Raw genomic sequence first — 14,131 nt, forward strand, 5'->3', positions numbered from 1 at the left:
TTGTGAGCAAGTTAAAAAAACAGAGCGAAGTAGTCACTGGCTTCGACTATGAAATTTTGGATTCTGAACAGCGAATTGTTGTTCAGCAACGAACTGGAGAAATTAAAGAGCGTTTACGACGTTCAGCACAGGATATTTGGGAAATTGGTCAGAAGCTGGCTGACGTGCGTTCTCGCCTCAAACACGGACAGTTTGAGACTTGGCTCAAAGCTGAGTTTGGTTGGAGCCGACGGACAGCTTACAATTTTATTAACGTTTATGAAACATTGGCTGAACGTGCAAATTTTGCACAAATAGATATTGCCACGTCTGCGCTCTACCTTTTGGCAGCACCATCAACTCCACAAAACGTCCGCGAGGAATTTCTACAACGTGCTCATGAAGGCCAAACCATAACTCATAAAAGTATTCGTCAAGTAATTGAGTCGGAAAAATCGAAGTCTGTCTCTGCTCCTGCGTCGTTTGAGCCACAGCAATCACTTACTTCTAAACCAGAAATTGTGACTATAATTCCGAAGCAGGTAGTTAAAGCTGAAACACCAGCTTCAGAAGTTAATGTAGCAAAAGCTACCTCAGTTTCGCTTGTTGTTGTGAATCCTGATGAAATCCATTCGGGTTGGTTTTTACTGGAAAAGCAACATTTTCTGTTCTGTGGCGATACAGCTTCACCACAATTTATCGAACGCATACCCTTTGCTACGCTTGCTATTGCCATTACCTCCGATGACTGGGATCACGATTGGTTAGTTGAACGGGCGAAGAGTGTGATTATCTTTCCCGAATCAGATTTAAAGGAGCAGCTGATTGAACAGCTAATCAAGATGTTTTCGGCATCTGGGAATATAGTGATTTTTCCCTGGCTACCAAGTAGGGATATGATCGAAATCGCTCATCAGCTAAATAGGCGAGTATTTGCGGGAGATCCTAGTTTTGACCGTTGTCGTCAGGCGATCGCACAGTCCCGATTAAAATCTGAGCCATTGGACTATCCTTAGACTACAGAATTTCATCTTCAGCTAAAATCAGGTCATTGAAAGCGCCAGAATGTTTCCAGCCGTTGACATCTATCAAAAGTCATAGAATATTTTGATAATAGTCTAAAATGACACATATTTAAATTATTGATAATTATTCGCTATTAATTACAAGATTGCAAAATGCCACAATCTCTAGTAATGTAAGAAAGTCTAAATGAAAATTACTAGCAATATATAAGTTTGCATGACTGAGTTACTAATTTCGCCCTGTCTTCCCTAAGCCAGCATTCAGGTCTGTTCAAGAGTTTTCCCAATTGAACTAAATAATTCTGTAAAAGCAGCACTTTGAGCGATAAAGAGTTGTCACTGTTTGTGTTTGCTGTATGTAAGTAGATTTTTATAACTTAAGATACCCACAAAAACTGACTAAAAGCCTTGTTCAGTAAGGAGTGAGTGTGAGATTAATTTTGCCACTATTGTTTGCGTGCATCTGATTACGTGAGGCATAATAATGACTCAATTTTTCAATAAATTCCAAGAAATTCTCCCTCAGTGTGTAACTATCGTTGATATTCTGCGCGATCGCAGTTTCAAGATGCCGCACACACAAGCGTTCACTTTCCTTGAAGATGGAGAGACTCAGGAATTAACGCTGACCTACCATGAATTGGATCGGCGCAGTCGGGCTGTAGCAACTCAACTGCAAGCTCTTGGTTTGAGTGGGGAACGTGCCATATTACTATATCCTCCAGGATTGGATTACCTAACAGCATTTTTTGGTTGTCTATATGCTGGGGTAGTGGCGGTTCCAGCTTATCCACCTTCCAATCAACGTAAAACGCCTAGAATACAAGCTATTAGCATAGATGCACAGGCAAGCGTTGCTCTCACCACGACAGCAATGCTTCCCAGATTACAATCAATACTCACACTCCTAACAAAACAGGGGAATTTTCACTGGCTGACAACTGACAACATAGCACAGGGTCTAGAAGATTCTTGGCAACAACCTGCAATCAATGAGGATACCCTAGCCTTTCTGCAATACACATCAGGTTCTACAGGCACACCAAAGGGAGTCATGCTCAGTCATGGCAATCTGCTGCACAATGCCGATGTAACTTACCAACTCATGGAACATTCGCCTAGCAGCAAGTTTGTATCCTGGCTACCTGTTTACCATGATATGGGGTTGATTGGTGGGATTTTACAACCTTTGTATGGCGGGTTTGATTGCATCTTAATGTCGCCAGCATCTTTTCTACAACGACCTTATCGCTGGTTGGAAGCGATTTCGCGCTACAAAGGCACAACGAGTGGTGGCCCCAACTTTGCTTATGAACAATGTATTCAAAGGATTACTCAAGAACAAAAAGAAACTCTCGACTTAAGTAGTTGGAGTGTTGCGTTTAATGGTGCTGAACCAGTCCGGCAAGATACTCTTGAACTATTTGCAACCACCTTTGCAGAGTGTGGCTTTCGTCCAAAAGCATTCTACCCCTGTTACGGCATGGCGGAAGCAACTTTGATAGTTTCTGGTGGAATCAAAACAGCCTTAGCCCAAGTAAGAACTGTAGAGAAATCTGCACTTTCACAGAACCAGATAGTTGAAGCAACTACCCAGAGTCAAGATATCCAAAGCTTTGTCAGTTGCGGTCAAACTATTCCTCAACAACAGATTGTCATTGTTAATCCTGAAACACTAACTCGCTGTTCATCAGATGAAGTTGGGGAACTCTGGGTATCTGGCTTCAGTGTAGGTCAAGGTTACTGGAATCGAACAGAAGAAACAGAGCAAACATTCCACGCCTATCTGAAAGACACAAAAGAGGGACCGTTTTTACGGACTGGTGACTTAGGCTTTTTGGACAATGGTGAGCTTTTCATTACAGGTAGAGCAAAAGATTTAATTATTATTCGCGGTCGTAATCTTTACCCGCAAGATATCGAATTAACCACAGAACGCAGCCATCCATCCTTACGTTCCGGTGCTAATGCAGCATTTACAGTAGAGGTTAATAACGAAGAAAGGTTAGTAGTTGTACAAGAATTAGAGTTTCGCGCCAAGCCAAATTTAGCAGAAGTAGCTAGTGGAATTCGGCAAGCGATCGCCCAAGAACATGAAGTACAAGTTTATGGTGTAGTTTTAATTAAACCAGGTAGTATACCTAAAACTTCTAGCGGTAAGATTCAACGTCGTGCAACTCGCACTCAGTTGCAAAATGGTGAACTGAATATAGTTGAAAGTGACATTCTCAAAATTAATGATATTGCGAGAAACGAAACTCAATTACAGCGTTCTGAACTGTTGGCACTTTCCCCAAGGGAGTGTCAACCAGTTTTAGAATCATATCTGATTGAACTCTTGGGGCGAGTACTTTCAATTGCAACAGATGATATTAATCCCGAAGAACCATTAAGCACGCTGGGACTTGATTCCTTAAAAGTATTTGAGTTGAAAAACCGGATTGAGCTTGATTTAGAAGTAGAAGTATCGGTAGCAGATTTTTTTGAAGGGATGAGTGGGCGATCGCTAGCTACAAAGATCCTTGCTCAAATGACAACAGACGCAATACGCTCAATATCCCTTACTCAACAAGAGAAAAACACATCCATTTATCCTCTATCCTTTGCCCAGCAGGGATTATGGTTTATCAATCAGCTAACTCCCGATATTCCTACATATAATATTCCTATAGTTATTAACTTCAAAGGTTGTATTAACTTAACAGCCTTAGAAGATAGTCTTAACGAGATTATTAGACGACACGAAGTCTTACGTACAAGCTTTACAGTGTCAGATGGACAACCCATTCAAGTTATCAATCAAGCTGTACCTTTAACTTTAGCGGTTGAAGATTTACGTGTACTATCAGAAAATGAGCGTACCCAAGAAGCCCAACGTTTGGCTATAGAATTCGCACAGCAGCCATTTGACTTATCTGCTCAATCACTTTTGCGTAGTAAAATTTTACAATTAAATGATAAAAACTATCAATTGCTGGTGACTCTGCATCATATAATTGCAGATGGTTGGTCTATTGGTATTCTGATTAAAGAACTAGCTGCACTATATGATGCATTGTCAACAGACAAACTTTCTCTGCGAGACGCTACGCAAACACCACTTCCTAAATTAACTATTCAATATGGAGATTTTGTCAATTGGCAACGAAAATGGCTTGATGGCGAGCGTATTCAACCTTTATTGGCTTATTGGAAACAAAAATTGCAGGGTGAGCTACCTGTACTGAATTTATCAACAGACCGTGTGCGATCGCCAGTTCAAACCTTCACAGGCGCTCAAGCGAAATTAATTCTTTCCCAAACTCTGACAAAAGAGCTAAAGAATTTGAGCCGTCATTCGGGAGTAACTCTGTTTATGACCTTGCTTACAGCCTTTAAAACCTTGCTGTATCGCTATACAGGTCAGACTGATATTTTAGTCGGTTCGCCAATCGCCAATCGCAACAGAGCAGAAGTTGACTCATTAATAGGATTTTTTGTCAATGTTTTAGTACTGCGTACAGACCTATCTGGCGACCTAAGTTTTCAGGAGTTACTAGCACGAGTGAAGTCTACAGCTTTAGAAGCTTATGTTCATCAAGACTTACCTTTTGAGAAGTTAGTAGAAGAACTAAAGCCAAATAGAGACTTGAGTTACAATCCACTATTTCAAGTGATGTTCGTTCTCCAGAATGTGCCAAAACCCAGTCTAAGCCTATCAGATGTATCAGTTACTTATGAACAGGGCTACAACGGGACATCTAAGTTTGATTTGACATTGTTTATGGAGGATTCCGAGCAAGGGTTGGTTGCAACTTGCGAATACAACATGGATTTATTTAATGCAGATACCGTTACTCGGATGCTGGGACACTTCAAGACTGTGCTAGAAAGCATAGTTAGCGATCCCCAACAACGCATTTCAGACTTGCAATTACTTACATCATCTGAACTAGAGCAATTATTAGTTGAGTGGAATGATACCAAGACAGACTACCCACAAGATAAGTGCATTCATCAACTGTTTGAAGCACAGGTAGAAAAAACACCATCTGATATTGCTGTCATATTTGAAAACCAAGAATTAACCTACCAGGAGTTAAACAACCGAGCAAATCAACTAGCACACTACTTACAAAAACTAGGGGTGAAGCCAGAAGTAATTGTAGGTGTATGCATGAAGCGCAGCCCAGAAATGCTGATTGCATTGTTGGCTATTTTAAAAGTGGGCGGGGCTTACGTACCACTAGACCCAGCCTATCCCCAGGAACGCTTAACTTTCATGCTAGAAGATAGTCAGTCTAAGGTACTGCTGACTCAAAGCCATCTAGTTGAATTGTTTGCTAAATCGAATGTGTATGTTGTTTGTATTGATAGAGATTCACAATTACTTAGCCGACAGAGTAGAGAAAATCTGTTTAGTGAAGTAAAACCCAATGACCTAGCTTATGTTATCTATACTTCTGGTTCTACTGGTGTACCAAAAGGTGTTGCTATAGAACATCAAAGTTGTGTTGCTTTATTAACATGGTCAAGAGAGGTTTTTACAGATGATGACCTTGCTGGAGTTTTAGCATCAACCTCTATTTGCTTTGATTTGTCAGTATTTGAACTGTTTGTTCCCCTCAGTTGGGGTGGTAGAGTGATTCTCGTAGAGAATGCTTTGCACTTACCCTCGTTGGTTGCTAAGGTAAGCTTGGTTAATACAGTCCCAAGCATCATTGCAGAATTACTACAAATAGATGGTTTACCTCCTTCAGTCAGGACGGTTAATCTTGCTGGTGAACCACTGCAAAATCAACTTGTGCAGCAGATTTATCAAAATGAGCGGATTCAGAAGGTTTTGAATCTTTACGGACCCTCTGAAGATACAACCTATTCCACATTTTCTCAAGTAAATAGAGATAGCAACGTAACTATCGGTCGTCCCATTGGCAATACACAAATTTATCTGCTTGATACTAAGTTGCAACCAGTACCAATTGGTGTCCCAGGTGAAATTTATATTGGTGGTGCTGGTTTAGCTAGAGGCTATTTAAACCGACCAGAGTTAACAAAGGAACGGTTTATATCTAACCCCCTCAATGATAAACTTGAATCACGGCTATATAAAACTGGAGATTTAGCTCGTTATTTAGCAGATGGAAATTTAGAGTACTTGGGGCGAATTGATCGTCAGGTCAAGATTAGAGGATTTCGGATTGAGTTAGGTGAAATTGAGAATGCATTGCTCAAACATCCAGCAATGCGGGAAATTGTAGTTTTGGCGCGAGAAGATAAACCACGTGTTCAACAATTGGTGGCTTATATTGTTCTTTTACCAGACCAAACACCTACAATTAGTGAACTACGAAGCTATCTCAAAGAACTGTTACCTGAATATATGGTTCCTGGTGTTTTTATCTTCCTAGACACCTTACCACTTTTGCCTAACGGAAAAGTAGACCGTCGTGCTTTACCTGTACCAGAAGTCTTGCGTCCAACATTGACGACTAGTTATGAAATACCCAAGTCGGAAATGGAACAGCAGATAGCAAAGCTTTGGCAAGAGGTGCTGCGTCTCGATAAAGTGGGCATTTATGATAACTTTTTTGATTTAGGTGGGCATTCGCTACTGATGTTTCAGGTTAATCATAAATTGAGGGCTATTTTGCAGCGAGATATATCAGTTGTTACTCTGTTTCAAAATCCGACTATTCATTCACTGGCGCAGTATTTAAGTCAAACAACAGAGGATAAATTAGCTTTTGAAATGATACGTGGCCGCGCTCAAAAACAAATCAGAATACGTCAAAAACAAAAAAGTATTCATGAAGCAATCTAAAATCAAAATTAAATTATTTTTGAGCTGATTCTGATAATGATATTTAGCATGAATATATCGCTACTATTTTGGCAGCGATCGAGAAAATTGAAGGTAATTAATTTCATATATAGAGGTAGATATAATGCTAGTTTTAGGGTTTACTGGAGGACTTGAGCTTATTTCCGAGGAACGACGTGGATATGATGATGTTTGGCTTCACGACGCAGCGTGTGTTTTGATTGAAGATGGAAAAGTTGTCTGTGCGATTGAAGAAGAAAGGCTCAATCGAATCAAGCATACCAATAAGTTTCCTTTAGAATCATTTCGTTTTTGCTTAAAGACTCATGGTATACAACTACAAGACGTAGACTTAATTGCATTTTACAGTTCAATTGAATACTCTGAGATTTGGCTAAAACTACTTTTTTTGAATTATCCTCAGTTAACAACAATTGAGCCAAGAGTATTGTTTCAAAATCTTTTGTGCAGAGGATTAGGCTATGAAATAGATCCAGAAAAATTCTGTTTTGTTCATCATCACTATGCACACGCAATGAGTGCTTTTGCCTTATCTGGTTATGACAGCAGCCTGATTACCACATTTGACGGTTCGGGGGATAACAGCTCTGGCATGATTTTTGAAGGCAAGGGAACAATGCTTGAGCAAATAGCCGATATTCCTATCCCTAAATCTCTTGGTGGTTTCTATACTAATGTAATATCTTTTTTGGGGTATAGCCAATTTGATGAATATAAAGTGATGGGGTTAGCTCCTTATGGGAACCCAGAAAAATATAAAGATTTATTTCAAACATTTTACACGTTACTTCCTAACGGAGATTATGAAATTTACGAAGAGAGGTTAATTTCACTTTTTGATTTAGGGATACCGCGTCGAAAAGGAGAACCTTTCACACAAACTCATAAGGATATAGCTGCATCACTTCAAGAAACCCTAGAAGATATAGTTTTTCATGTAATTAAACATCAAAAACAAGAAACAAAGCATAAAAACCTTTGTCTGGCAGGGGGAGTAGCTCATAATTGTACTCTGAATGGTAAAATATTGCGCTCTGGGATGTTTGAAAATATATTTGTTCAGCCTGCGGCTCATGATGCTGGCTGTGCTTTAGGAGCTGCTTTATATGCCTATTATCAGGCCAATCCAATGGCTCAAAAGCCTTCTCAGCTTGAGCATACTTACTGGGGAACAGATATCGGAAATTCTTCTGATGTTGTAAACCAATTGATGCAATGGCAAGATTTTATTGCCTTCGAGAAATTGGATAATGTTCCCGAACAAACAGCAAAGTTATTAGCAAGTGGTTCTGTTGTAGGATGGGTTCAAGGTCGTTCTGAATTTGGGCCAAGAGCTTTGGGTAACAGAAGTATTCTTGGAGATCCCCGCCCAGAAGAAAATAAAACTCGTATTAACAAAATGATTAAGAAGCGGGAAGGCTACAGACCTTTTGCTCCGTCTGTTTTAGAAGAGGATGTGGATGAATTCTTTGAAGTTCCACATAATCAAAAACACTTCCCATTCATGATATTTGTAGTTAATGTTCAAGAGGATAAACGTCAAAGTTTAGGAGCAATCACTCATATTGATGGAACAGCTAGAATCCAAACGGTATCACAAAAAACAAATAAAAAATATTGGGATTTAATTAACTCATTTAAACAATTGACAGGTATTCCAATTTTGCTTAATACTTCATTCAACAATAATGTTGAACCAATTGTAGATTCTGTTGAAGATGCCGTAGTTTGTTTTTTAACTACAGAACTAGACTATACTGTTGTGGGAGATTATCTGCTGAGAAAGAAAGATGTATCATGGTGGCATTATATGTCTCTGAGACTTTTTCTTCCGCTTCATATTTCATTACATGAGGTTAAGAAATTTAATTTCGAGGGAAAGCTTGACAATTTGTTCTATATTAAGAATAGCTATAATCATGCATTTCAGCGAGAGGTATCAGCAGAAGTCTTTGATGTTTTGAAGTTAGCGAATAGTGAGAAGACGATAGAAAGCCTTCTCAATAAATATGGTGAAGCAGAAGAAGGAAAAGCGAAAGACATAATTCATGAACTTATAGAATTGTGGTCGCAAAACTTAATTATTCTCCGACCATAAATGAATAGCATCCTTAATCACTTCTCTTTTGAAGAATACCTATTAAAAAACGCGAAGCCAGAAGATAGGTAATCTTAGAGTTAGTCAAAAGATCAGAGAAAAATCTGTTGGCAAACCATGTGCGATTCTCCTTTGGAGAGGCTGCGCCAACGCATCTAAAAAAAAGCAGCAAATCATCAAATAAAACAATTATTGCTCAGGAAATCAAGAAATAATTTTCACTAAGAGAAAGTAACAATTTGGGAATTTGTCAAAAATGCTTACTAGTCCTTCTCGCCCTTGGCAGTTATTAGTACTTTCTGCTCAGACTGACTCAGAACTAAAAACTGCAACTGTAAACCTTGCAGATTACTTGAGACAGCATCGTGACTTTAACCTTGCGGATGTTGCTCATAAATTGCAACGCGAACAACAGGCTTTTAAGCATCGGCGGACGGTTATTTGTCGGGATATAGAAGATGCTCTAGTTGCACTTGCAGATCCCAAGCGGGTACTTACCAACATCCAAGAAACAAAAGAACGTTCTATAGCTTTTATGTTTCCTGGGCTTGGTACTCATTACGTCAACATGGCTTGGGAACTTTACCAAGTTGAACCTGTGTTTCGCGCCTCAGTTGACTACTGTTGTGAATTTCTTAAACCCCTTCTCGGTCAAGATTTGCGAGATGTAATCTATCCAAACAGAGCTTCTCAACAAGACCAGCAGTCACTTCAAGAGAATTCTCAAGGTCTGGACTTGCGAAAAATGTTAGGTCGCAGCCAAACATCAGGGGACGCAAAGATGGTAACTGCAACATCTTTACTCAATCAAACTCACCTCGCTCAACCAGCTATTTTTGTCATTGAATATGCCTTAGGACAGTTATTGATATCCTGGGGAATTCGTCCTGTGGCAATGATAGGCTATAGCATAGGTGAATATGTAGCAGCGACTTTGGCAGAGGTTTTATCTTTAGACGAGGGTTTAACACTGATTGCTGCAAGAGCGCAAATGATTCAAAAGTTGCCAAGTGGAGCAATGCTTGCAGTTCCACTTTCGCAAACAGAGATATCCCCCCTACTCAATGACAAACTCTCACTTTCTGCGGTCAATGGGCCATCTATGGGTGTAATCGCAGGTGAAATCAATGCTATAGAAGTTTTAGAACAACAGTTAACTAAAAAAGGTTTAGCTTGTCGCCGTCTGGAAACTTCTCATGCTTTTCACTCTCACATGATGGAGAGTGCTAGCTCTAACTTACGTGAGTTGGTAACAACATTTAACCTCCAACCGCCAAAAATTCCTTATATATCTAACGTCACAGGAACTTGGATAACGGCAGCATCAGCCACAAATCCCGATTATTGGGTTAAGCATCTGTGTCAACCCGTGTTATTTGCTCCGGGTATACAAGAGTTGTGGAAACAACAGTATCCAATTTTATTGGAAGTAGGCCCTGGACAGACTCTAGGTAGCTTTGCGCTTCAATGTATACAAAATAATCCAGCAGTCAATCAGATTATCTTACCCTCTCTCAGATATTCCTACGATAGGAAACCAGACTTAGCATTCTTACTGAAAACATTGGGTAGGCTTTGGTTAGCAGGAGTGCAAATAGATTGGGCGGGATTTTATGCTCACGAGTCTCGTCATTCTATTGCTTTACCTGCATATCTTTAATATTCAAGTGGAGATGAGTTGAAGTCATGAATATTCAAACAGTAGGTGTTGTTGGTGCAGGAGTGATGGGAATAGGGGTTGCACAAAACCTCGCTCAAACAGATCATCAAGTTATCCTAGTAGATATTTCTGAAGATATTCTGGATAAAGCTAAACATGAAATTAGGAATAATATCCGTTTTCAGGGTTTTTTCAAAAAAGGCGTAGACGTTGGCGTAGCCTCTCGTAGAGAAGCCAGCCAAAGGCATCGCCAAGAAAATTCAGATGGGGTCATTGAAAAAATAGAATTTTCGACAAACTATAAAATTCTAGAAAATGCAGATTTCGTAGTTGAAAATGTCACCGAAAAATGGGATATTAAAAAGCAGGTATACTCTTTACTAGATTCTATTTGTCCAGCAGATTGCGTATTCGCTGCTAACACATCAGCAATTCCCATTACTCGCATTGCTTCAGTCACCAAACGTGCCGATAAAGTGATTGGTATCCACTTTATGAATCCTGTACCAATGAAGCCAATGGTAGAGATGATTCGCGGGTATCATACCTCTGAGCTAACAATTGAGACAGCAAAAAAAATACTGGCTCAGATGGGTAAAGAATGTGTCCTTGTCAATGATTCACCGGGTTTTGTTTCCAATCGCGTGTTGATGTTAACTATTAATGAAGCTGTTTTTCTGTTGCAAGATCAAGTTGCTACAGCAGAAGATATAGACAAAATCTTTAAAAGCTGTTTCGGTCACAAAATGGGACCTTTAGAAACAGCAGATTTGATTGGGCTAGATACAATTTTATTTTCTATCGAAGTTTTGTACGAAAACTTTAACGATAGTAAGTATAGACCATGCTCTTTGCTCAAAAAAATGGTAGATGCAGGATTACATGGTAGAAAAAGTGGTAAAGGGTTTTATATCTATCAATAGATAGGAAGAATTAAAAATAATGAACGAAATTCAAGTTAAAATCAAAACTTTTCTTTCCAAATTTTTCGGCAATCATGACTTACAGAAAGATGAAGACATTTTTGCTCTAGGTTTTGTCAACTCTATGTTTGCCATGCAACTTGTTTTATTCGTAGAACAAGAGTTCCAGATTGTTATTGAAAATGAAGACTTGGAGTTTGAAAATTTTCGGACAATTAACTCTATTACTAATTTAGTTGAGCGTAAGACTGCTGTAATAATTCATAAATGAATGATCGACCGACATTCATTATGGCAATAGTCATAAAGCAGGGCAAAACTTCCAGTTACAAAAGCTAAAAATGTTGGAGTGTTTATGAAAATTCAAGCTAGGGAATCAATTTTAAAAATAAATAATCCTAGTACAAAGCAGTTTTTAGATATCTGGAAGCAATATCAGCCTTTTTTAATTGAAAATGTTGCTGAACATTGGGATGCTTGTAATAATTGGTCTAATGATTATCTGATAAAACACTGTGGAAATAAGATGATTTCTATATGGTTTTTTCAAAAAGGTTTTTTGGGTGATTATAAAAAGTTTGCTTATGATAATGGTTCTTATTATATAAAAGAGATGCAATACAAGGAGTATATAAAAGATATAGAAGATAGAGTTAATGAAAATAATAATGATGATATAGGATGTTATTCAAATGAGATAGATTTTGAAGATCGCTTTCCTGAACTTGTTGGAGATGTTACTTATCCAAAATACTTAAATAGAAAGCCATGGGTTAACTTATGGCATGGTTTCTCAAGTAAAAATTTTACTTCAGCTAGTACCCTTCACTTTGACCGAGTACATAATGTTTATGCTCAAATTCGAGGGAGAAAAAGATTTCTTTTATTTCCTCCTTCAAATTATCTATCATTTTATCCACCTCTTGAGGAGAATTCTGGCATAGGACATAATAGCAAAGTAAATCCGGATCTGCTCCAATTGGAATTATTTCCAAAATTTCCTTGGCAAGAAAGAATAGAAGTTGTACTTCAACCAGGAGAAATACTTTATATACCACCTTTTTGGTGGCATCATGTTACAGCAATAGATGAGAATATATCATTATCATTTTGGTATGATCTTAAAATTCAAGATTTTTTCAAGCAAAAAAATATGTTATCAGTTTTCTTAAACATCGCACCTCATTATCTCAATCATGCAATCTCTTCTGGCTCTGTAATGGATATTATGGACTTATTGAAAGGTATTATTTCATAAAGTCTTTTTATACAGAAGTATAAAAATGGGTAGTGAGGCATAGTAATGATTTATTGTCGTAGGGAAACATTATAGTGATGAACGAAATACCAGACTGCCCCAATGTGGTTGTCAAGTGATTTTGAGAACGACAATATTTTACAGACTAAGCATGCAAATCATTGCTTAACGGTATTGTATTATTAAATCGTTCAATATAACTTGTCCGATCGCTATCTTTACTGATTGCACGATACAATAAACTCTATCGCCAATTGAATTGAACGTAAAATTGCTTTGATAATTCATAAATGAATTAAAAATTAAGATTATATATGGCAATAGCCATAAAAAAAGCGCGAAAGCTCCACTTTAAATCAGTTCAGTAATGATGTAAGACTTTTATGAAAACTCACGCTGTCGAATCAATTTTGAGAATAAAGAATCCTAGCACAAAACAATTTTTAGAGATGTGGAAGGAATATCAGCCTTTTATAATTGAAGATGTTGCTACACATTGGGATGCTCGCAAGAAGTGGTCTAATGATTATCTGATAAAACACTGTGGTAATAGCATGGTTGGTATAAGTTTTTTCAAAAAAGATTTTTTTGATGATTCTAATAACTTTGCTAATGATGATGGTTATGTTAATACTGTAAAAGAAATGAAATACAAAGAGTATATAAATGACTATATAGAGAAAGTTAATGAAAATAAAAATGATTCTGATTTAAGATGTTATTTAAGTAGTGCAGTTTTGGAACATTGTTTTCCTGAAATTGTTGGAGATGTAACTTCTCCAAAATACTTCAACAGGAAGACATTAGCTAGCTTTTGGCATGGTTCATCTAGTAAAAAATTCTCTTCAACTACTGTCCTTCACTTTGATGGATTTCATAATATTTTTGTTCAAATTCGAGGTAGAAAAAGAATACTTTTATTTCCTCCTTCAAATTATTTGTCATTCTATCCACCACTTGAGCATAGTCAAGGCTATGCAGATTATAGTAAGGTAGATCCGAATCTCCCCAATTTGGAATTATTTCCGAAGTTTCCTTGGCAAGAAAGAATAGAAGTTGTGCTTCAAGCAGGAGAAATGCTCTACATACCACCTTATTGGTGGCATCATGTTACAGCATTAGAAGAGAATATATCATTGTCCTTTTTCTACGATGTTGAAATTAAAGATTATTTCAAGCAAAAAAAAATGCTATCAACTATGTTAAATATCGCACCTCATTATTTCTATCATGCAATCTCTTCTCGAGACGGTCTATGGACTTCTATTGCCCTGCTTAAATCTTTGATCTTACCAGGTAGTTTTACAGAGGATATTCGGCGTAAAGAAACTCAAGCAGGTAAACCATTAACGATAAAGTAAATT

The 14,131-nt window shown here is 38.0% G+C and carries 8 protein-coding genes; all 8 read left to right on the forward strand.

Features of this window, described 5'->3' with window-relative positions; genetic code table 11:
* The first annotated feature begins 2 nt into the window (after window positions 1-2).
* The 8 genes from V7K41_RS30925 (at window position 3) to V7K41_RS30960 (ending at window position 14,128) form a co-directional block, all read left to right on the forward strand.
* Entirely contained in the window at window positions 3-995 is a 993-nt protein-coding gene (locus V7K41_RS30925) for a DUF3102 domain-containing protein (protein WP_334854326.1), read from the forward strand.
* A 493-nt stretch (window positions 996-1,488) separates the two neighbouring features.
* Window positions 1,489-6,807, forward strand: coding sequence for an amino acid adenylation domain-containing protein (locus V7K41_RS30930; protein ID WP_334854327.1), 5,319 nt, complete (start codon window positions 1,489-1,491; stop codon window positions 6,805-6,807).
* Between the two features lie 124 nt (window positions 6,808-6,931).
* Complete coding sequence (locus V7K41_RS30935) at window positions 6,932-8,926, forward strand: carbamoyltransferase family protein (protein WP_334854328.1); 1,995 nt, start codon at window positions 6,932-6,934, stop codon at window positions 8,924-8,926.
* Window positions 8,927-9,182: 256 nt separating this feature from the next.
* A complete protein-coding gene (locus V7K41_RS30940) occupies window positions 9,183-10,586 on the forward strand; it encodes an acyltransferase domain-containing protein (protein ID WP_334854329.1) in 1,404 nt (467 codons plus the stop codon).
* A gap of 26 nt (window positions 10,587-10,612) precedes the next feature.
* Window positions 10,613-11,509 (forward strand): 3-hydroxyacyl-CoA dehydrogenase family protein, encoded by an 897-nt coding sequence (locus V7K41_RS30945; protein WP_334854330.1) that lies wholly within the window; start codon window positions 10,613-10,615, stop codon window positions 11,507-11,509.
* Window positions 11,510-11,528: 19 nt separating this feature from the next.
* On the forward strand, window positions 11,529-11,780 hold the full coding sequence (locus V7K41_RS30950; protein WP_334854331.1) for an acyl carrier protein: 252 nt from the start codon (window positions 11,529-11,531) through the stop codon (window positions 11,778-11,780).
* A gap of 84 nt (window positions 11,781-11,864) precedes the next feature.
* Entirely contained in the window at window positions 11,865-12,767 is a 903-nt protein-coding gene (locus tag V7K41_RS30955; RefSeq protein ID WP_334854332.1) for a cupin-like domain-containing protein, read from the forward strand.
* A gap of 383 nt (window positions 12,768-13,150) precedes the next feature.
* On the forward strand, window positions 13,151-14,128 hold the full coding sequence (locus V7K41_RS30960) for a cupin-like domain-containing protein (protein WP_334854333.1): 978 nt from the start codon (window positions 13,151-13,153) through the stop codon (window positions 14,126-14,128).
* Window positions 14,129-14,131 lie beyond the last annotated feature (3 nt).

Source organism: Nostoc sp. (genome assembly GCF_036917415.1).
Classification (GTDB): domain Bacteria; phylum Cyanobacteriota; class Cyanobacteriia; order Cyanobacteriales; family Nostocaceae; genus Nostoc.

Excerpts from the sequence above, each read along its gene's own strand:
- V7K41_RS30930 (WP_334854327.1), top strand. The coding sequence starts at position 1,489 with ATGACTCAATTTTTCAATAAATTCCAAGAAATTCTCCCTCAGTGTGTA.
- V7K41_RS30935 (WP_334854328.1), top strand. The coding sequence starts at position 6,932 with ATGCTAGTTTTAGGGTTTACTGGAGGACTTGAGCTTATTTCCGAGGAA.
- V7K41_RS30940 (WP_334854329.1), top strand. The coding sequence starts at position 9,183 with ATGCTTACTAGTCCTTCTCGCCCTTGGCAGTTATTAGTACTTTCTGCT.
- V7K41_RS30945 (WP_334854330.1), top strand. The coding sequence starts at position 10,613 with ATGAATATTCAAACAGTAGGTGTTGTTGGTGCAGGAGTGATGGGAATA.
- V7K41_RS30950 (WP_334854331.1), top strand. The coding sequence starts at position 11,529 with ATGAACGAAATTCAAGTTAAAATCAAAACTTTTCTTTCCAAATTTTTC.
- V7K41_RS30955 (WP_334854332.1), top strand. The coding sequence starts at position 11,865 with ATGAAAATTCAAGCTAGGGAATCAATTTTAAAAATAAATAATCCTAGT.
- V7K41_RS30960 (WP_334854333.1), top strand. The coding sequence starts at position 13,151 with ATGAAAACTCACGCTGTCGAATCAATTTTGAGAATAAAGAATCCTAGC.